At 49.0% G+C, this 24,095-nt stretch carries 25 protein-coding genes and 1 pseudogene; 17 read left to right on the top strand and 9 right to left on the bottom strand.

Features of this window, described 5'->3' with window-relative positions:
• Positions 1-2: 2 nt before the first annotated feature.
• From panC to metG, 9 genes are read right to left on the bottom strand one after another with little or no spacing between them, the layout of a single operon-like run.
• Positions 3-845, bottom strand: coding sequence for a pantoate--beta-alanine ligase (gene panC / locus TRQ7_RS08785; protein ID WP_041844468.1), 843 nt, complete (start codon positions 843-845; stop codon positions 3-5).
• A complete protein-coding gene (locus TRQ7_RS08780; RefSeq protein WP_041844572.1) occupies positions 842-1,354 on the bottom strand; it encodes a DUF501 domain-containing protein in 513 nt (170 codons plus the stop codon). The genes panC and TRQ7_RS08780 overlap by 4 nt, the downstream gene beginning before the upstream one ends.
• Complete coding sequence (locus TRQ7_RS08775) at positions 1,324-2,118, bottom strand: 50S ribosomal protein L11 methyltransferase (RefSeq protein ID WP_041844467.1); 795 nt, start codon at positions 2,116-2,118, stop codon at positions 1,324-1,326. Before TRQ7_RS08775 ends, TRQ7_RS08780 begins: the two co-directional genes overlap by 31 nt.
• Positions 2,108-2,539 carry a ribose 5-phosphate isomerase B gene (gene rpiB / locus TRQ7_RS08770; protein ID WP_015919954.1) on the bottom strand — a complete coding sequence of 144 codons (432 nt, stop codon included), beginning with the start codon at positions 2,537-2,539 and terminating at the stop codon, positions 2,108-2,110. The genes TRQ7_RS08775 and rpiB overlap by 11 nt, the downstream gene beginning before the upstream one ends.
• A complete protein-coding gene (locus TRQ7_RS08765) occupies positions 2,536-2,877 on the bottom strand; it encodes an anti-sigma factor antagonist (protein ID WP_041844466.1) in 342 nt (113 codons plus the stop codon). Before TRQ7_RS08765 ends, rpiB begins: the two co-directional genes overlap by 4 nt.
• Before the next feature lie 12 nt (positions 2,878-2,889).
• Positions 2,890-3,483, bottom strand: a complete 594-nt coding sequence (gene lexA / locus TRQ7_RS08760; RefSeq protein WP_038067866.1) for a transcriptional repressor LexA — start codon at positions 3,481-3,483, stop codon at positions 2,890-2,892.
• Positions 3,480-3,857, bottom strand: coding sequence for an archease (locus TRQ7_RS08755; protein WP_015919951.1), 378 nt, complete (start codon positions 3,855-3,857; stop codon positions 3,480-3,482). The genes lexA and TRQ7_RS08755 overlap by 4 nt, the downstream gene beginning before the upstream one ends.
• Positions 3,854-6,265 (bottom strand): DNA gyrase subunit A, encoded by a 2,412-nt coding sequence (gene gyrA, locus TRQ7_RS08750; protein WP_015919950.1) that lies wholly within the window; start codon positions 6,263-6,265, stop codon positions 3,854-3,856. Before gyrA ends, TRQ7_RS08755 begins: the two co-directional genes overlap by 4 nt.
• Before the next feature lie 13 nt (positions 6,266-6,278).
• On the bottom strand, positions 6,279-8,168 hold the full coding sequence (metG, locus tag TRQ7_RS08745; RefSeq protein ID WP_038067864.1) for a methionine--tRNA ligase: 1,890 nt from the start codon (positions 8,166-8,168) through the stop codon (positions 6,279-6,281).
• A 60-nt stretch (positions 8,169-8,228) separates the two neighbouring features.
• On the opposite strand from metG, the gene TRQ7_RS08740 reads away from it, so the two are divergent.
• From TRQ7_RS08740 to TRQ7_RS08670, 17 genes and pseudogenes are all read left to right on the top strand, one after another.
• Positions 8,229-9,074 carry a DUF4438 domain-containing protein gene (locus tag TRQ7_RS08740; protein WP_038067861.1) on the top strand — a complete coding sequence of 282 codons (846 nt, stop codon included), beginning with the start codon at positions 8,229-8,231 and terminating at the stop codon, positions 9,072-9,074.
• A gap of 4 nt (positions 9,075-9,078) precedes the next feature.
• The gene (locus TRQ7_RS08735) at positions 9,079-9,747 is read left to right on the top strand and encodes a rhomboid family intramembrane serine protease (RefSeq protein WP_041844465.1); all 669 of its coding nucleotides are present in this window, start codon (positions 9,079-9,081) and stop codon (positions 9,745-9,747) included.
• A gap of 15 nt (positions 9,748-9,762) precedes the next feature.
• On the top strand, positions 9,763-10,191 hold the full coding sequence (locus tag TRQ7_RS08730) for a TrkA family potassium uptake protein (RefSeq protein WP_038067859.1): 429 nt from the start codon (positions 9,763-9,765) through the stop codon (positions 10,189-10,191).
• A gap of 2 nt (positions 10,192-10,193) precedes the next feature.
• The gene (locus TRQ7_RS08725) at positions 10,194-10,844 is read left to right on the top strand and encodes a TrkA family potassium uptake protein (RefSeq protein ID WP_231556100.1); all 651 of its coding nucleotides are present in this window, start codon (positions 10,194-10,196) and stop codon (positions 10,842-10,844) included.
• Positions 10,845-10,850: 6 nt separating this feature from the next.
• Entirely contained in the window at positions 10,851-12,350 is a 1,500-nt protein-coding gene (locus tag TRQ7_RS08720; protein WP_201771671.1) for a TrkH family potassium uptake protein, read from the top strand.
• Positions 12,347-13,609 (top strand): histidine--tRNA ligase, encoded by a 1,263-nt coding sequence (hisS, locus tag TRQ7_RS08715; RefSeq protein ID WP_038067857.1) that lies wholly within the window; start codon positions 12,347-12,349, stop codon positions 13,607-13,609. Before TRQ7_RS08720 ends, hisS begins: the two co-directional genes overlap by 4 nt.
• Positions 13,610-13,637: 28 nt before the next feature.
• On the top strand, positions 13,638-14,129 hold the full coding sequence (locus tag TRQ7_RS08710) for a hypothetical protein (protein ID WP_015919942.1): 492 nt from the start codon (positions 13,638-13,640) through the stop codon (positions 14,127-14,129).
• Between the two features lie 18 nt (positions 14,130-14,147).
• Positions 14,148-14,978 carry a hypothetical protein gene (locus TRQ7_RS08705; RefSeq protein ID WP_015919941.1) on the top strand — a complete coding sequence of 277 codons (831 nt, stop codon included), beginning with the start codon at positions 14,148-14,150 and terminating at the stop codon, positions 14,976-14,978.
• 27 nt (positions 14,979-15,005) lie between these two features.
• Complete coding sequence (gene argS, locus TRQ7_RS08700; RefSeq protein WP_038067855.1) at positions 15,006-16,646, top strand: arginine--tRNA ligase; 1,641 nt, start codon at positions 15,006-15,008, stop codon at positions 16,644-16,646.
• Between the two features lie 3 nt (positions 16,647-16,649).
• Positions 16,650-17,969 carry a 23S rRNA (uracil(1939)-C(5))-methyltransferase RlmD gene (gene rlmD / locus TRQ7_RS08695; RefSeq protein ID WP_015919939.1) on the top strand — a complete coding sequence of 440 codons (1,320 nt, stop codon included), beginning with the start codon at positions 16,650-16,652 and terminating at the stop codon, positions 17,967-17,969.
• Positions 17,966-18,535, top strand: a complete 570-nt coding sequence (locus TRQ7_RS09815) for a hypothetical protein (RefSeq protein ID WP_236681701.1) — start codon at positions 17,966-17,968, stop codon at positions 18,533-18,535. The genes rlmD and TRQ7_RS09815 overlap by 4 nt, the downstream gene beginning before the upstream one ends.
• A complete protein-coding gene (gene purB / locus TRQ7_RS08690) occupies positions 18,420-19,679 on the top strand; it encodes an adenylosuccinate lyase (RefSeq protein WP_231556099.1) in 1,260 nt (419 codons plus the stop codon). The genes TRQ7_RS09815 and purB overlap by 116 nt, the downstream gene beginning before the upstream one ends.
• A 5-nt stretch (positions 19,680-19,684) precedes the next feature.
• The gene (locus tag TRQ7_RS08685; protein WP_015919936.1) at positions 19,685-20,878 is read left to right on the top strand and encodes an adenylosuccinate synthase; all 1,194 of its coding nucleotides are present in this window, start codon (positions 19,685-19,687) and stop codon (positions 20,876-20,878) included.
• 3 nt (positions 20,879-20,881) lie between these two features.
• Positions 20,882-21,823, top strand: a complete 942-nt coding sequence (gene argF / locus TRQ7_RS08680; RefSeq protein ID WP_015919935.1) for an ornithine carbamoyltransferase — start codon at positions 20,882-20,884, stop codon at positions 21,821-21,823.
• A gap of 9 nt (positions 21,824-21,832) precedes the next feature.
• Positions 21,833-22,363 (top strand): annotated as a pseudogene (locus tag TRQ7_RS09920) (CPBP family glutamic-type intramembrane protease); the annotation flags it as partial.
• A gap of 43 nt (positions 22,364-22,406) precedes the next feature.
• A complete protein-coding gene (tmk, locus tag TRQ7_RS08675; RefSeq protein ID WP_038067850.1) occupies positions 22,407-23,000 on the top strand; it encodes a dTMP kinase in 594 nt (197 codons plus the stop codon).
• Positions 22,990-24,093 carry an ABC transporter permease gene (locus TRQ7_RS08670; protein ID WP_041844464.1) on the top strand — a complete coding sequence of 368 codons (1,104 nt, stop codon included), beginning with the start codon at positions 22,990-22,992 and terminating at the stop codon, positions 24,091-24,093. The genes tmk and TRQ7_RS08670 overlap by 11 nt, the downstream gene beginning before the upstream one ends.
• Positions 24,094-24,095 lie beyond the last annotated feature (2 nt).

The raw sequence follows: 24,095 nt of genomic DNA, 5'->3' as shown, positions 1-24,095 counted from the left end.
GATCACCCCAGTATCGTGTTGTCTATCAGTCTTGCCTTTCCCACCCAGGCGGCGACCGCGACGATCACCTTTCGATCGATCTTTTCAACGGGCTCCAGCGTTTCCTCATCGACGATCTCCACGTAGTCTATCTTCACTCTGTCGAATCTGGACAGATGATTGATCATCGCTTCCTTTATCTTCACAGCATCCCTCTCACCGTTCAAAAAGAGGTTTTCAGCGATTTTCAACGACTGGTACAGGGCAAGAGCCTGTTTTCTCTCTTCAGGTGTGAGATAGACGTTTCTTGAACTCATCGCAAGACCGTCTGGTTCTCTCACTATGGGACACTCGATCATCTCAACGTCCATGTTCAGATCTCTCACCATTCTCCTGAGTACCCTGAACTGCTGTGCATCTTTTTGACCGAAGTACGCCCTGTGTGGTTTCACGATGTTGAAGAGCTTTGTGACCACGGTACACACCCCTCGAAAGTGTCCGGGCCTGGATCTACCACACAGCGGTTTTGAAAGCTTTGTCTCCTCAACGAACGTGGAGAAGTCGGGTGGATACATCTCCTCCACGGATGGATGGAAAACGCAGTCCACGTTCTCTTTCTCAAGAAGTTTCCTGTCTCTCTCGAAGTCCCTCGGGTATCTCTCGTAATCTTCGTTTGGGCCAAACTGAGTGGGATTCACGAAGATGCTCACCACGACCACGTCGTTCTCTGCCCTTGCTCTTCTCACGAGTGAAAGATGACCTTCGTGAAGATATCCCATTGTGGGAACGAAACCGATTGTTTTCTTCTTTTCCCTCATTTCTTCGGAGAATTTCTTCATCTCTTCGATAGTCTCTATGATTCTCATTCTCTCGCCTCCCCCGCTCTGCAAAGCTTCTCTTCGCAGAACTTTCTCTCCACAAGATCCCACACCATCTCCCCTACGGGGTTTTTCACTCCGGCCAGATAGTCTGCAAGATGAAGGTGGAGACATTTCAGTTTGGTGAAATCTTTGATGCCACCGGTTCCAACCTTTGAAAGAATCTCCCGGAAGGGGTGATCTTCTGGCAAGAGTTCTGCCCTTTTTTTTATGATCTCAACGTGAGCTTTCTTCATCTTTTCTCGAAGCTTGCCTTCTCTTTCCAGTTTTTCCTCGAACTCTTTTACATATCCCTGTGATTCGAGTTTTGAGACTTCCTTTCTCAGATGAGGGCAGGTGAGCCAGTAAAGTGTAGGAAAAGGCTTTCCGTCTTTGATGGGAAAGCTCTCTATGACGACAGGGTATCCGTGAGGACACCGGAAGACAACACGTCTCATGTTCGTGATCTTTCTACCAAGTTGCCATTCTACGATCTTCTCATCACGAGGGTCACCCATTCTCTTTCCTGCTTCCTTTCCAAAAGATTCCATCCCTTCTTGCTGGCCTTTTCTCTGACCATATCTTCTTTTGTATCCACAATGCCGGAGAGGATCAAGATGGACTTTTCGTGTGTAACTCTGCTTACGTCTTCGAGAAGCCTCAGGTGGATCTCCGCAAGGATGTTGGAAACAACAAGATCGAAGACACCCTCAACTTCCGAAAGAAGATCGGATCGCTTCACAGTGACATCCACGCTGTTCTTTTGAACGTTCTCTTTTGCAACCTCAACCGCCTGCTCATCCACATCCACCGCCAGCACGTACGAGGCTCCGAGCTTTTTTGCCACTATGGCGAGGATTCCGGTTCCACACCCCACGTCAACCACTCTGTCGCCTTTTTTCAGGTATTTTTTCAAAAAGAGCACGCTCATCTGAGTGGTGGGATGAAGTCCCGTTCCGAAAGCGACTCCCGGGGAAAGTTTCACCACGATCTTGTCCGTTCTTGTCACTTTCTCTGTGGGATCGACCACCACGTCCTCTACGATCTCGAACGGTTCCAGTTCAACCATCCAGTCCTTCGGAGTCGTTAACCTCTCATCCAGGATCTTCCAGTTGCTCAAAAAAGAAGGAAGAGTTTCCCCTTCCCGAAGATACACTCTGAGCAACCTGTCTCCTTCTTTGTTTTCCTCTATCGCGAAGTTGAAAAAGCCTTCCTCGTAAAGTTTTTCCAGAAGTTCCTCCTCGTCTATTTTCAAAAGGAACACCAGTTCTTTAAACCTCATCAATCTTTCTTATTCTCCTTTCGTGTCTTCCTCCATCGAAGGGTGTTGAAAGAAAGGTATCCACTATCCAGAAAGCGAGTTCTGAACCGATCAGTCTTCCGGGAAGAACGAGCACGTTCGCGTTGTTGTGTGACCTTGCAAGCCTTGCCATGTCCGGAAAGAGACAGAGAGCAGCCCTTATGCCTCTGTATCTGTTTGCGGCAATCGACATACCGAGTCCAGTCCCACAGAGCAGTATCCCGTAGTCCACCTCGTTTGACAGGACGGATTGTACAACCTTCTTTGCATAGTCCGGGTAATCAACGGACTCTTCGGAGTGTGTACCATGGTCCAGGACTTCGATACCCTTGTTCAGAAGGTAGTTTTTCACCTTCTCTTTCAACTCAAACGCAGCGTGGTCTGATGCTATGGCGATCTTCACCTTCCCTGCACCTCCTCCAGCGCCTCCGATATCGTATCGTAGATCTTCACGATTCGATCCAGGTTTGTTATGGAAAGCACCCTTTCCACCCTCTCATTCGGAGACACCAGCGCGAAAAAGCCTCCTACACTGCTTACGCTCTTCAATATGTTCACAATGACTCCCAGACTGAAACTGTCGATACTCTCCACGTCGGAAAGCACAAGAAGGATTTTGTTGTATCCTTTGTTCAAGAACTCGTCGAACACCCACTTTTTGAACAGGTGTGCATTCTCTATGTTGAGTTCCTTGTTGGGCATGAGTATAACAACGTCTTCTACTATCTTGTAAGGAAACATGTCCTTCCCCCCTCATATTTTTCTGAACACCCCGACCACTTTTCCGAGTATCTTCACCCTGTCTGCTCTGAAGAACATCGGTGACATTTCTTTGTTCGCCGGCCTCAACTCGACCATCTCGCCTCTCTGGAAGAACTTTTTGAGGGTGACCTCTCCCTCAACCATCGCCGCCACGATGTCTCCGTTCTGAGCCCAGTCCTGTCTTCTGATGAGGACAAGATCCCCGTCACAGATGTGTTCTTCTATCATGCTTTCGCCCTTTACCCTCAAAAGAAAGTGCTCGTAGCCGCTCGAGAGAAAACTGCCGGGCACTTCTATGTAATCTTCCAGATACTCGATCGCTTCTTTCTTTTCTCCAGCCCGAATCTCTCCGATCAGCGGTACTCTGTTTTTCACGCTCTTTGTCACTCTCATTGCACGGGGTTTTCCATTTTTTCTTTCGATGTAGCCTTTCTTTTCCAGTGCCACAAGGTGAAGTTGCGCTCCCCGGGGTGTGATTCTGAAACGTCGTGCTATTTCCCTCACCGAGGGAGGGTATCCGTTTTTCTCTATGAACTCTTCTATGAAAATCAGAACACTCCTTTGTTTTGCGGTAAGGTCCTTCAAGTGTCGAACACCACCTTCGTTCTCAGCTCACCGTCTTTCCGTTCGAACTTCAGAAGGTGGTAGGTGAGAGCCTTTATCTCCGTTCCTTCCTTCTTCTTTATCTTTCTGAACGTCACCGTTAATTTACCTTCTTTGTTTTCGATGGTGTGTGGAGCCCATCCCTTTGAGATCTCGAGTATCCAGTCGTTCACCGTGTCGAAGAAGTTGTCCTCTGTCTCTTCACACGGGTAGATCTTCTTCTTTTCCTCACCCTCGCTGAAAACGATCCCTTCCTCCTCAAGGAGGATGTTCTTTGCCTCTTCGAGAAGATCCAGATAAGACCGTCCTGAGATCTCATAGGCAACGTCTGCGGTGTGTTCTATCGGCCTTCTCAATCTTTCACCACCGCCACCTTGGATATGGTGTCGTCTCCGAGTTCGATGAGTTTCACACCCTTTGTCACACGACCGATGACTCCGATCTCCGACACGGGCATTCTTATCATCATACCGTTTCGTGTGACCACAACTATTTCTTCGTCTCCTTTCACGTATCTCACAGCCACCACGTGTCCTGTTTTGTTCACATCGGAGATGTTCCTCAGACCCGTTCCACCCCTTTTCTGAACCCTGTAGAGCTGAACGGGAGTTCTTTTGCCGAATCCCTTCTCGGTCACCGTGAGGATTTCTCCTTCTTCCGATGGAACAACGTCCATACTCACAACCTCATCTCCCGGCTGAAGTTTTATGGCCTGAACTCCAGCGGCGTTTCTTCCCATCCTCCTCACATCGCTTACAGGAAATCTTATGATCATACCAAGTTTTGTTGCAACAACGAGAGTTTCTTTCTCACTGGTGCTCACCCTGGCACTCACGATTTCGTCTCCCGGCTCTATCCTGATCGCTCTGACTCCACGGTTGCTCGTTGCATTTTCGAACTCTTCAAGGGACGTTCTTTTGATCTTTCCCGATTTTGTGACGATCACAAGATCCTTTCCTTTACCGTTCAGAGGAACGAGTGCTACGATCCTTTCTGTGTCTTCAAGATTCAGGAAAGCGGAGATGTGTTTTCCACGGGTGTTTCGTCCTGTGGTCTCGATCTGATAGTTTTTCAAAACGTAAGCCTTTCCGAAGTTGGTGATGAAGAGAGTCGAAGAAGTGTTCTTCGTCACAACCACGAACTCCACTTCGTCGTCTTCTGAGAGTTTTGACACGGTGATTCCTTTTCCTCCCCGCCTCTGCGATCTGTAGCTGTTCAGTGGTGTGCTCTTCAGATATCCCTTGTGGCTCAGGGTGATCACCACGTCCTCTTCCACTATGAGCTCTTCCACGTCGTACCTGAGTTCTTCATCCGTTATCTCCGTCCTTCTTGGATCACCGTATCGTTCTTTCAAATAGAGAAATTCTTTTTTCATTATCTCTCTTACTTTTTCGTCCTTTTCGAGGATCTCCTTCACCTCTGAGATCTTTTTCACCAGGTCCGAGTATTCGTTTTGTAGATTTTCTATTTCAAGGGAGGTGAGTCTTGAGAGCCTCATATCAAGAATCGCTTTTGCCTGTTCCTCGCTTATCTCAAGGGTTTCCATCAAAGAGTTTCTGGCCGATTCGACATCTTTGCTGTTTCTGACGATATCGACGACCACTCCTATTGCCCTCGCCGCTTTCAGCAAGCCTTCCACAACGTGGGCACGTTTTGTGAATTTTTCGTACTCGTACTCGGCTCTCCTTCTGATGACTTCGAAGCGATGTTCCAGAAAGGCCTCGAGCAGCCCTTTCAAATTCATCAACCTTGGTCTTTTGTTTTTGTCTATGACCAGCATCTGTACGTTGAAGTAATCCTGGAGGGCAGTTCGCTTGTAAAGGTTGTTTATTATGATGTCCTCGTTGGTATCCTTCGGTATCTCTATGACAACCCTCAACCCACGCTTGTCGGATTCATCCCTTATGTTTCTCACAGGAAGGGAGTCGTCGTCCTTCACGAGTTTTGCTATCTGCTCTATAAGACCCGCCTTGCTGACGCCGTAGGGGATCTCGGTGATCACGATCCTCTTCAGTCTTTTTCCCTCTTCAACGTGTACTTTTCCCCTTACTACTATCCTTCCTCTTCCTTCTTCGTACACGTTTTTGAGTTCAGAACCGTTCACCACGATGCCACCCGTGGGAAAGTCCGGCCCCTTGATGAACTGCATGAGTTCTTCAACGCTGGCTTCCGGATGATCTATCAGGTACACCAGAGCGTCCACGGTTTCCGACAGGTTGTGTGGAGGTATGCTGGTGGCCATTCCAACGGCTATACCGGAGGCGCCGTTTATTATGAGGTTCGGAACCTTCGAGGGAAGTACTTCTGGTTCCTTCAAGGTACCGTCGAAGTTGTCGACCATGTTCACCGTGTTCTTGTCTATGTCTTCAAGCATTTCCTCCGCAAGTCGGGTGAGTCTTGCTTCTGTGTACCTCATGGCGGCAGGAGGGTCCCTGTCGATGGAACCGAAGTTTCCCTGTCCCTCTATAAGGGGATATCTCATCGTGAAGGGCTGGGCCATCCTCACGAGGGCATCGTAGACTGGAGCATCTCCGTGGGGATGGTACTTACCCATCACTTCACCGACGATTCTTGCACTCTTTTTCGTCGGCGAGTTGTGGGTGAGGCCAAGTTCGTACATTCCGTACAGAATGCGCCTCTGAACCGGTTTGAGGCCATCTCTCACATCGGGAATGGCCCTTCCCACTATGACGCTCATGGAGTAGAGAAGATACGAGTCAACAAGTTCGTCCTCGATCGGTCTGTTTATCAGAATCTCCGGCATTCACATCCCTCCGTTATGATACTCTGGCACCCGGTGCGATATCCCCGTCAACAGTCAAGAGTCTCAACGTGTCACCCGCTTTTGCGGCAAGAAGCATTCCCTGAGACTCTATACCCATGAGTTTTGCGGGCTTCAGGTTCGCAACGACGATGATGGTTTTCCCTACAAGGTCTTCTGGCTTGTAGTATTCGGCTATCCCGGCAACGATCTGTCTTTTCTCCGTTCCAAGGTCAACGATCAGTTTGATGAGCTTTCTGGAATTTGGTACCTTTTCGGCTTCGAGAACCCTGGCGGTGCGAAGATCCACCTTCGCAAAATCGTCTATGGTGATAAGGTTCTGTTCAACCGACACCGTCTCCACCACCTTTTTGAACGTTTTCGTGTCTATTTTCCTGAAGAGTGGCTCTCCGTGGTGTACACTTCTTCCCGCTCTCAGAACTCCCCAGGTTTCAAGATGGTTCCTGTGAGGATTCTCATCGAAGGAGACCCTGCGGAAGACCTCCTGCGAGGTGTCAGGCATCACGGGTAGTGTCATCAGAGCCACCTTGAAAACAGCCTCGAGCGAGTTGTAGAGTACCGTTCCCAGTCTTTCTGATTTTCCTTCCTTTGCCAGTACCCACGGTTTTGTGTCGTTGAAGTATTTGTTCGCATCCGCTATGAACTCCCATATCCTGTCGAGTGCTTCCGTCAGCCTGTAGGAATCCATGAGATCGTAGTACGCGTTCTTCGTTTCGAAGAACCTCTCCTTCAGCCAGCCATCGGGTCCTTCCTCATTCGCTGGAGAGGGAAGTTTGCCGTTGAAGTACTTGTTTATCATCGCCGTGATCCTGTGAAGGAGATTCCCGTAGTCGTTTGCAAGATCTGAATTCAACCTGTGAACCAGTCTTTCTTCTGAGAAATCGCCGTCCTTACCGAACACGATGTCTCTTATCAGGTAGTACCTGACCACGTCGTTTCCGTACCGCTTCACAAAAAACCTCGGATCTATCGCGTTTCCAAGGGATTTGCTGATCTTCTGGCCGTTCACGGTGAGCCAGCCATGGGCAAAGACCTTTTCAGGCAAAGGCAGTCCAACGGACATGAGCATGGCGGGCCAGATGATGGAATGGAACCGGTTTATTTCCTTTCCTATCAGGTGCAGATCTGCTGGCCACCATCTGTTGAACATTTCCTCATTCCAGCCGTATCCTATGGCAGAGACGTAGTTTATGAGTGCATCCACCCAGACGTAAATCACGTGTTCTGGATCGTCCTTCATCGGAACGCCCCATTTGAAGGAGGTTCTGGTGATACTGAGATCCTTTAGTCCTCCTTCCAGGATCTTGAGCATTTCGTTCCTTCTGAAGTCTGGCTCTACAAAATCTGGATGCTCTTCGTAGTGTTTCAAAAGGGCATCCCTGTACTTCGAAAGCCTGAAGAAATAGTTCTCCTCTTCCACCCATTTGACTGGCCTTCTGCACTCAGGGCAGAGCCTCTCATCCCCTTCTTTTACGACCTCATCCTCGTTCCAGAAAGTCTCACAGGGGACACAGTACCATCCCTTGTACACTCCCTTGTACACATCGCCGTTTTCTTTCATCTTCGCAACGAACTCCTGAACGGTCTTCATGTGGGTTTCGTCGGTGGTGCGAATGAAGTGATCGTTGGTGATCTTGAGTTCTTTCCAGAGTTGTTTGAACTTTTCTGCAAGTTCGTCACAGAACTTCTGCGGGTCCTTGCCCGCCTGCTGGGCTGCCTGAAGAACTTTCTGGCCGTGTTCATCCGTTCCGGTGAGGAAGAACACATCGTATCCCATGAATCGTTTGTAGCGGGCAATGATATCCGCTACAATAGTGGTATAGGCACTTCCAATATGTGGTTCTGAGTTCACGTAATATATCGGGGTGGTGATGTAAAATTTCAAAATGTCACCTCCTAACACGCCTTTTCTATTCAATGATATCACATTCTGGAGGTGAAATTCGTGAGGACGAACAAAGACAGACTGGTTCTCATATCGGTCGCAGGAGAGATCGCACCTGCCAGGATGAGGTCACCGTACAGTGTGACGACTGAGGGGAAGGTGAAGGTCATACCAGTCCTTGGGGGGATCACCTACAACGTGAGAGTGGGAGACAGCGCCTATGGATGGGAAGGGGATCATGTGGAACCGGGAGTTTCCGTGATGGCAAGAAAGAAAGAAGAAGAAATACCCTTCATGACACTGCCCTGTATAGGGAACGAGGTGATCGTGATGTCCGGGGATGCGAAGGGAAGCAGGGGGGTGGTAACAGGAAAACACGGTGGCGTGAACCACGTGATCGTTCATTTCGATGACGAGGTTCTGGAAAAACTCATGGTGGGAGACAAAGTTTTGATAAAGGCGTGGGGGCAGGGAATGAAACTTCTGGATCATCCCGATGTGAAAGTGATGAACATCGATCCAGATCTCTTTGAGAAGATCGGAATCGTTGAAAAGGATGGAAAGCTTCATGTTCCAGTTGTGGCGAAAGTTCCCGCCCATTTGATGGGTTCCGGAATCGGTGCATCAAGCAGTGCCTCAACAGATTACGATATAATGGCTCTGGATCCCCGTGAGGTGGGAGTGGAAGATCTCAGGCTCGGTGATATCGTGGCGATAATGGATCACGACAACTCCTACGGAGTTGGAAAGTACAGAAAGGGTATGATTTCAATAGGTATCGTGGTACATTCTGCGTGTGTTTCGGCAGGGCACGGTCCCGGTGTGGTCGTGATCATGACGGGGGAGGAATCGGTACTGGTTCCTGAGGTTGTGGAAAGATCGAACATATCTGACTATTTGAGGTGATAGAATGTTTCCCCTCTACGATGTTCTTCCAAGCAGAAAAAGGCCTTACATTACGATCGCATTGATCGTGGTGAACGTCATCGTTTTTATCTATGAACTCATTTTGAACGACAGAGAACTCCTCGTTTTCATGTACAGATACGGACTCGTTCCCGCCCGGTACACTGTGGAACGGGTGCGGGAGGCTCTGGGGTTTTCACTTTTTCCATTCATAAGCCACATGTTCCTTCACGGTGGGTTCTGGCACATCCTTGGAAACATGTGGTTTCTCTGGATCTTCGGTGACAACACGGAAGATGAGATGGGACATGTAGGATACCTGTTCTTCTATCTGTCTGCCGGTGTGTTTGCAGCCCTCACCCAGTTTGTGTTCACCCTTCATTCAACAACACCCATGGTCGGAGCTTCCGGTGCTGTTTCGGGAGTCATGGGAGCGTATTTCGTTCTTTTTCCGTACTCACGGATTGTGACACTCTTTCCCTTTTTCTTCTTCCTGACGCTGGTTGAGATTCCAGCCTTCTACTACCTCATGATCTGGTTCTTCATACAGGTGATGAACAGTCTTGTCGGATCTTACGGCGTAGCCTGGTGGGCACACATAGGAGGATTTGTCTACGGGATGCTGTGGGGGTATATTTTAAGGATGAGAAAATATCGCAGGTACAGATATTGATTGGAGGAGTCAGGCATGACCAGGGGAAAGAGTAAATACATTGTAGTCTTTGGATGTGGAAGACTCGGTGCATCGATAGCAAATCTTGCTTCATCGCTGGGACACAGTGTGGTGGTCGTGGACAGGAACGAATATGCCTTCCACAGGCTCAATTCTGAATTTTCAGGATTCACTGTAGTTGGGGACGCTGCGGAGTACGAAACCCTCAAAGAGAGCGGTATGGAAAAAGCGGATATGGTTTTTGCCTTCACAAACGACGACAGCACGAACTTTTTCATTGCCATGAACGCCCGTCACATGTTCGGAGTTAAGAAGGTGATCGCAAGAGTTTACGATCCCGAGAAGATAAGGATCTTCGAGGAGCACGGAATAGACACGATATGCCCTGCCATTCTGATGATGGAGAAAGTGAAAGGATACGTTGTGGGGAGTGACCAGGATTGAAGGTGATCATAATAGGAGGAGAAACGACAGCGTACTATCTGGCGCGTTCCATGACATCCCGAAGGTACGGTGTGGTGTTGATAAACAAGGACAGAGAACTCTGCGAAGAGTTCGCCAAGAAGTTGAAGGCAACGGTGATACACGGAGATGGAAGTCAAAAAGAGGTGCTCAGAGACGCAGAACCTTCGAAAAACGATGTGGTGGTGATCCTCACTCCCAGGGATGAGGTGAACCTCTTCATAGCCCAGCTGGCGATGAAAGAGTTCGGTGTAAGGCGTGTGGTGAGTCTGGTGAACGATCCCGGAAACATAGAGATTTTCAAAAGAATGGGCATTACAACCGTTTTGAACCTCACCACGTTGATAACGAACACGGTGGAGGCCTTGATCTTTCCCGAAGAGTTTTCCAGCATTGTTCCACTGGAGCAGGGAATTGAGTTTCTGAACGTGACCGTGGATGAGGAAAACCCGGTCGCTGGTAAGAAGTTGAAAGACCTGAATCTGCCCAGGGGCAGCATTGTGGCGGCCATCGTTCGAGGGGGAGTTCTTGTTGTTCCCAGAGGAGATACGGAGATCCTTCCCGGTGATAAACTGTACGTGATAACGAACAGAGAAACCAAAGAAAAAGTGGAAGAAGTTCTGCTTGGAAGGTGACCGAAATTGGAAGACATCCTGACGAGCACGAAGCACAGGTTGAAGGTGATTTTCTGGTACGTGGGCCAGCTTCTTGTGTGGTTTCCGATTATTTTGCTTTCACCGGTGATCTTCGTGTTCTTCTATCCAGACGAATGGTATTACATAACCTCGTTTCTTGTACCTTCTGTCGTTTCTTTTATCCTGGGAATACTTCTCAAAAAGGTCTCCAGGCTGAAAGAAACGCACGTGGTGGGATACCAGGAAGGGGCCGTCATCGTCGTCACGACGTGGGTGGTTGCGGTGATTCTCTCAGCGATACCCTTTGTTGTGGCGGGTTTTCTGGACTTTCATCAGGCGGTTTTTGAGGCAACGAGCGGCTGGACGACAACCGGACTCACCATGTTCCCTGATGTTGAAAGTCTTCCGCACATTTTCCTTGCCTGGAGAAGCATCATGCAATTCATCGGAGGGGCAGGATTTGCGGTCATCATGCTCGCCACCCTCATAGGTCCTCTGGGGGCTTCCCTCTACGGTTCAGAGGGTAGAGTTGACAACATTCTTCCCAACGTGACACAGTCCACCAAGGTGATAATGGTCATATACGTGACTTACGCTGCGGCCGGTATGCTGGCACTCCATCTCGCAGGCATGCCATGGTTCGACGCCTTCAATCACTCACTAACCGCCCTCGCAACGGGGGGATTTTCTGTGAGAAACACCAGCATAGGCTACTACAACAGTGTACCGATAGAGGTTATAACGATCGTTCTGATGATCCTCGGAGGAACGGGCTTTGGAATACACTATACCCTCTGGAAGGGAAACCTCAAGGCCTTTTTGAAAAACGGTGAACCCTGGCTTATGGGTTCCACCGTTGTCATCACATCATTGTTTCTGCTTCCCCAGGCAAAGAAGGTGTTTCAAGAAAAAGCACTGAGATACGTTGTGTTTCAGGTGGTGTCTGCCATAACGGGTACCGGGTTTTCGAACGCCGACCTTTCACCGTGGGTGGGTCTGTTTCCCATTGGGGTCTTTCTGCTCACGGTCATTATGATGCTCGGAGGTATGATGGATTCGACAGCGGGTGGATTGAAACAGTTCAGGGTGTTCGTGATGCTGAAGATGATATACCAGTCGATACGGGGCTTCATCGGCCCAAGGAGACGGGTGGAAAAGATCATCGTCTGGAAAGGGGAATCTCGAAGAACGATCGACAACGGTATCATCAAAGACATGTTCGTTTTCTTCGGGATTTACGCCCTGACCTACCTGATCGGTGCCTTGATTCTCATGAGTTATGGGTACAGTCCTCTTGTTTCCATGTTCGAGTTTTCTTCTGCCATGAACGGAGTAGGACTTTCGGTGGGACTCACAGGACCTGATCTTCCCAGAGGCGTACTCTGGACCATGACCGTGGGAATGTTCCTTGGCAGGCTGGAATTTCTGGTGGTCTTCTACGCGATAGCAAGGATCATAAGGGATGTGAAGATCCTCTTTGAGGAGAGTGGAGGTGAGAACAGTTGAAATACAGGAGAATAAAAGGAACAAACGATGTCTTCGGGGAGGAGATATGGTACTGGAGGTTCGTGGAGGAGACCTTCAGAGAAGTCTGTGAAAGTTTCGGGATGGAGGAAATCAGAACTCCTATTTTTGAGCAGACGGAGCTCTTCGTGAGAAGCGTTGGAGAAGAGTCGGACATCGTTCAAAAAGAAATGTACACCTTTGAAGACAAGGGTGGCAGAAGCATCACACTGAGGCCGGAAGGAACAGCTCCCATCGTGAGGGCTTTTCTCGAGAACTCTTTCGTGAACAGGGGTTTCCAGCAGAGGTACTACTACATAGGTCCGATGTTTCGTTACGAGAAACCTCAATCCGGCAGGTTGAGGCAGTTCCACCAGGTGGGGTTTGAGATCTTCGGATCTGAGTCTCCCGGAGCAGACCTCGAAACGATCCTGGCGGTCGACAACTTTCTGAAGAGGCTCGGTCTCACAAAGTACACCATTCATCTGAACTCCATAGGGTGTCCGGAGTGCAGGAAAAATTACCGTGAAGCCCTGAGAGAATACTACGGAAAGCATCTGAACGATCTCTGCGACGATTGCAAAAGGCGCTACGAGACAAACATCTTGAGGTTGCTCGATTGCAAAATAGATCATGAACTTGCTCTGAACGCACCGAAGAGTACCGACTACCTCTGCGAACCGTGCAGGGAACATTACGAAAAACTGAAAGACTATCTGAACGAATTCGAAATAAAGTACGTGGAAGATCACACGCTCGTGAGAGGGCTGGACTACTACACAAGAACTGTTTTTGAAGTGAGACACGAGGGGCTCGGCGCACAGAACGCTATAGCTGGCGGTGGTAGGTACGATGGATTGTTCTCCGATCTCGGCGGTGGCACCGTTCCTGCGCTGGGTTTTGCCGGAGGAATAGAGAGAATTGTTCTCGCCCTGAAGGCGGAAGGAATAGAGGTTCCCAGGAAAAACGTTCACTATATCTACGTTGCAACCATAGGTGAGGATGCCTTCAAAGAAGGTATGAAACTCGCCATGGAGTTGAGAAAGAAAGGGTTGAACGTGGATGTGGATATCATGAACAGGAACCTATCAGGACAGTTGAAGCACGCAGACCGACTCGGCGCAAAGTACGTGGTCATAGTTGGAGATGAAGAGTTGGAGAAAGGTGTGGTTGTACTCCGGAACCTTGAAACGGGAGATCAGGTGGAGATAGACAAAGAATTCGCCATCGAATACATCTTCGAAAAGGCTTCAAAAGAATGATGCTATACTTGAAATTGGGTGGATCGAATTGAAAATCCTGGTGGGTTCACCGGTGTCTCTGGAGGAATTCGAATCTGTAGATCTTTTCGTGTCGTGGCTGGACGTGATACCGGACAACGCCACGTTTTCCGTTGTGGGCACTGAGAAGTTCTTCATCGTGGGAAGAAACGGGAGAGAGTGGAAGAAAGGTTACGAATTTGGAATCGTGGACATCGGTGTGAGGACACTTGTGGTGGGCGGGGAACTCGCCCTCTATCCGGAAGCGTTCTATATAGCGAAAGAAAACGGTGCAAAACTCGTCATTGGTTTCAGTGAGGCTCACAATTTCGCAGATTTCAACTTTATAAAAGCAAAATTCTGGGCGCACACGCAGGAAACGGAACTCATTTCCATCTCGCTCTTGAACTTCCAGGGAAGGGTCTACAACAACGTCTACTTTCCTCTGGAGAAAACAAAAAACAAAACCGGTGTCGTGGCGGAAGGGATAGCTCCTGTTTTTCTTGAGTTTGGAAGTGATTAGCCTTGGGAGAATCCGAGAATGTTTGAAGGATTGCTATGGAGTCTGGCAAAGAAGAAACTGATCCCAAAAAGAAAGATCTCACGGGTGCACCGAAAGAGGAAAGGTGTAAAGAGGGTTGTGTGCGTGCTTTTTCCTCTGAGTCAGACCTTCAGATCTGCGGACGAATTCATCGACAACCTCATGGAGGTCGTTCGTGAGGACCTTCCCTTCGCCGATCTGCTGGTGTTTCCAAGATTGACCGGAAATCTACTGATGGGGGTATTGCCCTTCAAGATCGAAAAGTTTGAAAAACTGGAACCGTTCTATGTGGATCTGCTCCGGTACATATCGAAGAATCTGGACATTCCTGTGATCTCGCCCGGTGTGGAAACTTTCAGATCGGTCCCGGATGTTCTGGTGGTGAAGAACGGAGAGATCCAGCAACGTCATGCACCCGACATTGGTCATCTCGTTGTTGATCTGGACGACTGGCGAGTGGCGATTCTAAAAAAAGAGGAAACACTTTCTTCAAAGAGTTTGAGGCCTCTTGTGGAGAAAGATGTGTTCACCTTCATACATTTTGAACTGGAAACGGAGGAAAAGGACTGGTGGAATGAGAAGAGAGGTCTGTGGGCCAGATCTCAGAGCCTCGAGGTCTTTGGAATAAAGCTCTCTCCAAAGGGGACCTTTCGAGGCAGATCCTACAAAGGAAAAAGCTACATCAGTGCTCCCATTCCCCTCACGCCGAATCTGACGGGCTTTCTGAGACAGGACGGTGGTGTGAAGATGTCAGCCGATCTTGAACTGGAACTCCTGAAGGAAAGAAGGCACAGGATAGATACGGTAAAACACATCCTTTTCAGAGGATGAGATACTGCAGACGCGGAGGTGCAGAATGTGCTGGTGAACATGGTCAGTGAAAGGGTCGAAAGGGTTGTTTCCAAGCAATACAGTACGACCGTGGACTTCGAAATCGAGGTGCCTCCAAGGAAGGAGTTCGGTGATCTTTCCACCAACGTTGCCATGAAACTCGCAAAGCAACTGAAGAAGAATCCACGGGAGATCGCACAGGAGATCGCCGGGTTGCTCATCGAGGACAGTGTGTTCGACAGAATAGAGGTTATGGGACCTGGCTTCATAAACTTCTTTCTCTCGAACGAAATTCTCCATGAAGTCGTGAAAACGATCCTCGAGCAGGGAGAAGAGTACGGAAGAGAGAACGTGGGAAAGGGATTGAAGATACAGTTCGAATATGGAAGCGCAAATCCCACGGGTCCCTTCACGGTGGGACACGGAAGGCAAATCGTGATCGGAGATGTGCTTTCGGAGGTTTTCAAGGAACTCGGCTACGACGTCACAAGAGAGATGTACATAAACGATGCAGGAAAACAGATAAAACTCCTTGCACAGTCGCTCTGGGTAAGGTACAACGAAATTTTCGGAGTGAAGATGGAAATACCGGAGGGTGGTTACCGCGGTGAGTATCTTGTGGATATAGCAAAAGAACTGGCAAGCGAAATAGGAGACAGATACAAAAATGTGTGGAACGAAGAGGTGGAAGAGTTCTTCAAAAATGCCGCACTCGATCGAATCCTTTCCTCCATGAAGAACACACTGGAGAGGATGGGATCGTCGTTCGATGTCTATTACTCCGAGATGAGTCTCATAGAGGATGGCACCGTTGAAGAGGTTCTGAGGATACTGAAGGAAAAAGATCTGGTTTACGAAAAAGACGGTGCTCTGTGGCTCAGGGTATCGAAGTTTGTAGAAGAAGATGACAAGGTGCTTGTGAGAAGCGATGGAACTTACACGTACTTCATGACGGACATCGCCTATCATTACAAAAAGTACAGGAGGGGGTTTAAGAGGGTCTACGACATCTGGGGAAGTGACCATCATGGACACATCCCGCGAATGAAAGCAGCGATGAAAGCACTCGACATACCGGATGATTTCTTCAACGTCATTCTCCATCAGTTCGTCACACTGAAGCGTGGTGGGGAAACCGTCCGCATGTCCACAAGAGCAGGAGAGTTCATCACCCTGGACGAACTTCTGGACGAAGTGGGAAAGGATGCAGCACGTTACTTCTTCGCCATGGTGGACCCGAACAACCACATGGTTTTCGACATCGACCTTGCCAAAGCGAAGACCATGGACAATCCCGTCTACTACGTTCAGTACGCACACGCGAGAATATCGAACCTTTTCCTGAACGCAGAGAAAAAAGGTGTTGAGTTCGAACAGGGAAAGGATCTTGACCTTCTTGGAAACGAAGAAGAGAGGACTCTGATGAGAAACCTCGGTATGTTCAGCAGCGCCTTGAAAGAAGTGGCAAAGATGTTTGCTCCCAACAGACTCACCAACTACCTTCAGATGCTTTCAGAATCTTTCCACGTGTTCTACACAAAGCACGTGATCGTTGACCCTGAAAACAAAGCGCTTTCGAACGCCAGGTTGAATCTCGCACTTGCGACCAAGATCGTTCTGAAAAAGGGCCTGAAACTCCTTGGAATCTCAGCACCAGAAAGGATGTGACAGATGCTGGAGCACGTCAGAATAGACAAAATGGTCAACGGAGGATACGGACTTGCCCGCCTCCAGAATGGAAAGATCGTCCTTGTGGAAGGCGCATATCCTGGAGAAGAGGCATTGATCAAAACGTTCCGAGAAAAGAAGGACTTTGCGTTCGGAAAGGTAGTGTCTCTGATAAAAGAATCGGAGGATCGGGTCAAACCTCCCTGCAGGTACTTTGGTCGTTGTGGTGGCTGTCACTGGATGGACATCAGATACGAAAAACAGCTCCTCTACAAGAAAGAAATCGTTGAAGATCTCTTCGAAAGAATGAAACTGGACGTTGAAGTGGAGGACGTGGAACCGAGTGATCTTGTGTTTCATTACAGAACGAAAATGGAGTTCCATCTTCAGGGAAAAAGGCTCGGTCTGAAACGGCGAGGTTCTGATTTTGTGATAGATATCAGATCCTGTGAGGTTGCTCCGGAGGGGACCGGTGAAATACTGGAGATCGTCAGAAAGGCAGTTCAGGTTCTGAACATACCGGTTTACAATCGCCTGACGAGAAAAGGCGTGCTGAAACATGTTGTCATCAGATACGCTTTCAGCACGGACCAGTTGATGGTCATCTTCGTGACCAAAACGGAGTCCTTCCCATGGGGAAAAAGCCTGGTTCAGGCCATTTTGAAGGATATTCCAAAAGTACACTCAATCATACATGTGATGAATTCGAAGGATTCCGTTGTTTTGAGAGGGCCCTACAGGACCCTCTACGGAGAAGGAGTGATCGTGGAAGAGTTCGACTGGGAAAAATTCCAGATCCCACCTACCGCCTTCTTTCAGAGCAACTATTCGGTCACCTCTAAACTGATAGACCACGTCTACAGGGAACTTGATCTTCAGGGAAACGAAGTGGTGCTAGATCTTTACGCAGGAATTGGAACGTTCTCGATGAGGACATCTTACTCTTCGGCGAGGGTCATCGCCGTTGAGTCAAGCAGAGTGGCGGTGAAGGCGGGAAAGGCCAACGCAAACGTGAACGGTCGAAGGAACATAGAGTACATAGAAAGTGACGTTCTGGATTTCCTGAAATCTTACCAGGGTAGGGCAGATAAGGTGATCCTGGATCCTCCCAGATCGGGAGCAGGGCTTGATGTGATGAAAGAGATTCTGAGACTTTCTCCTGAAAGAGTTGTCTACGTCTCCTGTGAACCCTCCACACTGGTGAGGGATGTTCAGTTCCTCCAGAATGAAGGCTACTCCGTTGTACGGGTAAAACCCTTTGACATGTTTCCTCAGACCTACCATGTGGAGACGGTCGTGACGCTGGTGAAGGGGGAACGATGATGCTTGGACTTGCGCTCTCTCTGATCTTTTCTGTTCTTTCATGGAAGGAGAGCCTCTTGCTTTCTATCCTTGTTCCTGTGATCTCCCTGTTTTTTCTTTCGGACAAAAGAGAAAAAAACAGGAACATCTTCTACATAAGTCTTGTGTTCCTTTTGATACTCGAAGCGTTCGAATATGTAAGAGGTGTGAGTTACGATCTGGCAGAGACGTACCTTGTGGTGTCCTTCATCTTTCTCGTCGTCTCTGATTTTGTGAGAAAGAGAGTGGCAAATGTGATTTTCATGGCGGTCTTCTGGTTTTTCGTTTCACTATCGCTCTGGAAGGTGGCAAGCGTAAAATATCCCGGTGCCTCTTATCTTGTTTTTCCTGCCGTGGCATTCATATTTCTGAGAGATGTCTTCAGGAGGGAGAGAGATGGTAGAGAGGTACGCCCTGTCTCCAATGAAGGAGCTGTGGACGGAGGAGGCGAAGTACAGAAGGTGGCTGGAAGTGGAACTGGCGGTGATGAAGGCCTACGAGGAACTGGGAACGATTCCGAAAGGCGTGACGGAAAGGGTAAGGAATAAGGCCAGAATAGATGTGGAACTCTTCAAGAAAATAGAGGAGAGGACGAACCACGACGTTGTGGCCTTTGTGGAAGGTATCGGAACGATGATCGGGGAAGATTCCAGGTTTTTCCACTACGGTCTCACCTCCTCGGACGTTCTTGACACCGCCAACTCTCTGGCGCTCGTCGAAGCCGGAAAGATTCTGCTTGACGCTCTGAAAAAACTCTGCGACGTGCTCTGGAATACAGCAAACAGATACAGGTACACCCCCACGATTGGAAGAACGCACGGCGTACACGCAGAACCTACTTCCTTCGGACTGAAGGTGCTCGGCTGGTATTCAGAGATGAAAAGAAACGTTCTTCGACTGGAAAGGGCGATCGAAGAAGTATCCTATGGAAAAATAAGCGGAGCCGTTGGAAACTATGCGAACGTGCCCCCTGAAGTTGAAGAGAGGGCTCTCTCCTACCTCGGGCTCAAGGCAGAGCCCGTTTCGACCCAGGTGGTCCCGCGCGACAGACACGCTCATTATCTTGCCACGCTGGGAATCATAGCAGCCGGAATCGAAAGAATCGCCGTTGAGATAAGACACCTTCAAAGAACAGAAGTACTCGAGGTCGAAGAACCCTTCAAAGAAGGCCAGAGAGGGTCAAGTGCCATGCCCCACAAGAAGAATCCCATCACCTGCGAACGATTGACGGGACTTTCCAGGATGATGCGGGCCTTCGTGGAACCTGCCCTGGAGAACGTTGCTCTCTGGCACGAGAGGGACATTTCCCACTCTTCAGTTGAGAGATACATCTTCCCGGACGCGACCCAAACTCTCTACTACATGATAGTCACTGCAACGAAGGTGATCAGGGACATGAGAGTGAACGAGGAAAAAATGAAAAAGAACCTGAATCTCACGAAAGGGCTCGTGTTTTCCCAGCGGGTTCTTCTGAAACTCATAGAAAAAGGCCTGACGAGAAAGGAAGCGTACGATATCGTTCAGAGAAACGCCCTGAAAACATGGGAATCTGAAAAACACTTCCTCGAACACCTGCTCGAGGACGAAGAGGTAAAAAAACTCGTTGCCGAAGAGGAACTGAGAGAACTCTTCGACACATCCTATTATCTGAGGTACGTGGACAGGATCTTCGAACGTTTCGAAAAGGAGTGAAGTGAATGAACCGTGTCGTTGTGGGACTTCAGTGGGGAGACGAAGGAAAGGGAAAAGTCGTGACGTACCTTTCCAGGTATCACGACATCGTGGTAAGGTACTCAGGTGGAGCAAACGCCGGTCACACGGTGAATTACGGAACGTTCAAAGTGGTCCACCACCTTCTTCCATCCGCAGACTTCACCAGGAACGTGGGAGTGGCCATAGGAAACGGTGTTCTCCTGGACCCTCAGGTCTTCACGAAGGAACTGATCGAGCTGAAGGAAAGGTTTCCTGAATACTCAGGGGATATTTTCATCTCCGAGAACGCGCACGTGGTTCTTCCTGTGCACAAAGAAGTGGACCAGAGGGTGGACGAGGTTCTGAAGATAGGTACCACAAAAAGAGGAATTGGTCCTGCATGTGCCGACAGGGTCATGAGAGCAAACGTGAGAATCGCCGAACTCCACGATGAAAAAAAGGCCAGATCGCTCCTTGAGAAAAACCTTTCCCTGAAAAGCCTCTACAACCTCACCTTCGATGTTGAAGAGGTACTGGACGACCTTCTGAACTTTTACAACGTCATAAAGGGTTTTGTTGTTTCTTCGATCCAGATGAAGAGAATCCTCGAAGAAAAAAGCGCTCTCTTTGAAGGCACTCAGGGTGTCCTTCTCGATCTTGATGTGGGAACATATCCGTACGTTACGAGCATGAACTGTTCCTCGTCGGGTGTGAGCGCTGGTATGGGTTTCCCGGTGAAGATAGACGAAACGATCGGTGTCTTCAAGGCGTACACGACGAGGGTGGGAGAAGGGCCATTTCCGACGGAACTCTTCGGAGAGGAAGGAGAAGCGCTGAGGAAGGCCGGACACGAATACGGGTCCACCACGGGCCGTCCAAGAAGATGTGGTTGGCTCGATCTTCCGCTCCTCAACTACGCCATAGAGGTGGCCGGTGTTGACACGCTCGTTATGACGAAAGCGGACGTACTGAACGGTTTTGAGAAGGTGAAGGTCTGTGTGAGATACAAAGACGGCAGAGAACTGCTTTCTCTCAGGGACCTGGATAAAAAAGAGCCCGTGTATGAAGCCTTCGATGGATGGAAGTCGCTTGAGAGCAAAGAGTTCGATCGCTTCGTGAACTTCATAGAAAAGGAAACAGGAAAACCGATAAAGTACATATCCACGGGCGAAAAAATAGAGGACATCGTGGAGGTGTAGAGGATGCCTTTCAATTTGAAAGGAAGGTCACTTCTGACGCTTCTCGACTTCTCTCCTGAAGAGATCAGATATCTGCTCGATATAGCATATCAGGTGAAAAGGGAAAGTAGATCCAGATTGAGAACGGAAAGGTTCAGGGGTATGACACTCGCCATGATATTCGAAAAGCGCTCCACGAGGACAAGACTTGCCTTCGAAACTGCCTTCGCGGAGGAGGGGGGACATCCCATTTTCCTGTCACCGAACGACATACACCTCGGTGCGAAGGAATCCCTCGAAGACACCGCCCGTGTCCTCGGAAGGATGGTGGACGCCATCATGTTCAGGGGTTACAGACAGGAAACGGTGGAAACGCTGGCGAAGTACTCCGGGGTGCCCGTTTACAATGGACTCACGGACGAGTTCCATCCCACCCAGGCGCTTGCCGATCTGATGACGATAGAAGAGAACTTCGGAAGACTCAGGGGGATAAAGGTTGTCTTCATGGGTGACACCAGAAACAACGTGGCAACATCGCTCATGATCGCCTGCTCGAAGATGGGGATGAACTTTGTGGCCTGTGGACCAGAGGAATTGAAACCAAGGCCGGAGATATATAAAAAGTGTGAAGAGATAGTAAAAGAAACAGGAGGAAGCGTATCGTTCACACCGGACCCGGAAGAAGCCCTGAAAGACGCGGACGTGGTCTACACGGACGTGTGGGCATCCATGGGAGAAGAAGACAGAGAAAAGGAAAAAATCGCTCTCCTGAAACCGTATCAGGTGAACGAAAGGGTCATGGAGATGACTGGGAAACCGGAGACGATCTTCATGCACTGCCTGCCCGCCGTAAAAGGGCAGGAAGTAACCTACGAGGTGATAGAAGGAAAGCAGAGCAGAGTCTGGGACGAAGCGGAGAACAGAAAACACACCATAAAGGCCATCATGATAGCGACCTTACTGTGAGGTGAGCAGATGAGCTTTCTGTACTCCATCATCGCACTTGCACTGTATCTTCTTTTCATGTTCTCAATAAATCTCTTCAGAATAAGGCGCTTTGAGAGGGCCATCTTCTTTCAATCGATACTTGGGCTGGCCGGTGCCGTTGTAACGTGTGTGGCGTTTCGATATACACCGTCTTTCAAAGTGAGTTTTGCCGATCTTCACTGGTTTCTCCTCCTTCTTCTCGTGAACGTGTTCTTCATGAAAAACGGTGGAGCGGGTTTTCCTTCGTTCATGAACTGGTTCACTGTGATGATCTCTGTGGCTTTCATATCACCGTTTTCTGAGGAACTCTTCTTCAGGGGAGTTCTTCTGAAACTGAACGGATACAACATATGGGTGAACGCATTCATCTTCTCGTCTCTTCATCTTTTCAACGTGATCGTTGGATTTGAGAGGTTCTTTCTGGTGAACCTCATCTACAGATTTGTCGTAGCCCTCGTGTTTGCCCACAGTGTCGCTATCAGTGGTTCGCTGTTTCCGGCCGTTTTTTACCACGTGACCAACAATCTTGTCGCTTTCATCCTGATGACCAGGAGGGGAAGGAATGCTCGTGAGTTTCGAGGGGATAGACGGATGTGGGAAGAGTACACAGGCGAATCTGCTGGTACGGTACCTGGAGGAGAGGAAACAGAAGGTGATCCTGAGGAGGGAACCGGGGGGAACGAAGATAGGAGAGAAGATCAGAGAGATCCTGATGAAGGAAGAGATGACACCAAAGGCTGAACTTCTTCTGTTTCTTGCTTCGAGGAATCTACTTGTGGAGGACATCAAGCACTACCTTTTCAGAGGGTACTTCGTTGTGCTCGACCGATATGTGGATTCCAGCGTCGCGTACCAGGGATTCGGAAGGGGTCTTGGAAAGGAAGTCGTGGAAAAGTTGAACGCCTTCGCAACGGATGGACTGATACCCGATGTGACCTTCTACATCGACATAGATGTGGAAACGGCCCTCAGGAGAAAGGGAGAACTGAACCGCTTTGAAAAAAGAGAGTTCCTGGAACGGGTGAGAAAGGGTTATCTTCTTCTAGCAGAAGAGCATCCGGAGAGGATCGTGATACTCGATGGAAACAGAACCGTGGAGGAGATACACAGGATGGTGGTGGAAGAGATCGAAAGAAGGTGGAAATTTGACGGTTAAACTGGCGCTGGTAGAACTGAAGAGAATCTTCAAGAGGAAGATGTCCCTCATAACGATCATCATCACACCGGTGCTGGTGGTGCTGATCTCCCTTTTCTTCATGCAGGGATACAACCTTCAATCTATGAAACTCGGAATATACAACGAAGACAACAGTATCTGGTCTTCCCTCGTCATGAGGTTCATCGGTACCATTCTGAGACAGGAAAACATCGTCAAAGTCGGAGAGGATTACGAAGATCTCCTGAAAGAAGGTAAACTCAACGCCGTTATCATCATACCCAAAGGGTTTGCGGCGGAACTCTATGCCAAGCGGCCGACCCGAATGGTTTTCATACCGAGTCCAGTGGACCTTCATCTGGCCGCCGCCATCTACAACGTCTTGGATTCTGTCCTTGAGGACTTTCAGGGAAGTGCCTTCTTCGATCCAAAGGTTTTGAGGTACATCTTCACCAGTTCGGATTATCCCGTTCCCAGGCTGGCGTTGAAGGATTCCAGCCTCAGATTCTCCGATCTTGTCTCACCGTTCATCATATTCTTCACCGGGATCCTGATAACCGTTTCTCTTGCGTGTGTATCCACCTTTCTGGACAGGGAGAAGAACCTCCATGAGATGTTCCTCGTTTACAACCTTTCCTGGTGGGAGTATGCCCTTGGAAAGATCGTTGCTTACACGATCCTCGGCGTGTCCGTCTCACTGGCAGCGTACGTTCTCACACGACTTCTCACCGAAAGCAGTATGAGCTTTGTTCTTGTTTTCTTGCTGGTTGCTCTCAACTCTCTTCTTCATACTTCAGTTGGATTCATAGTCTCTGCGGTATCCTCTGACAAGAGTCTTGCGAACATTCTGGGAGTTTCCGTGATAGGAATTTCTCTCTTTTCGAGTGGTTTTGCCATTCCCATCAGCAACCTTCCAGAGTATCTGAAACGAATCGCCATGGCCACTCCCGTGTTCAAAACCATGTATACCCTCAGGCTCTACCAGCTGGAGCGCGCTGTGGACATACACTCGATATTCTACGTCGGAGTCTGGACTGCTGTCTTTCTTGCCCTATCGATTTTTTCCGGAAGGCTTGTCATAAGGAGGGGTTGAGG

The sequence above is a fragment of the Thermotoga sp. RQ7 genome, assembly GCF_000832145.1.
Taxonomy (GTDB): domain Bacteria; phylum Thermotogota; class Thermotogae; order Thermotogales; family Thermotogaceae; genus Thermotoga; species Thermotoga neapolitana.
Note: the sequence above shows the minus strand (reverse complement) of the source record. Positions and strands in the feature narration are given on the sequence as shown.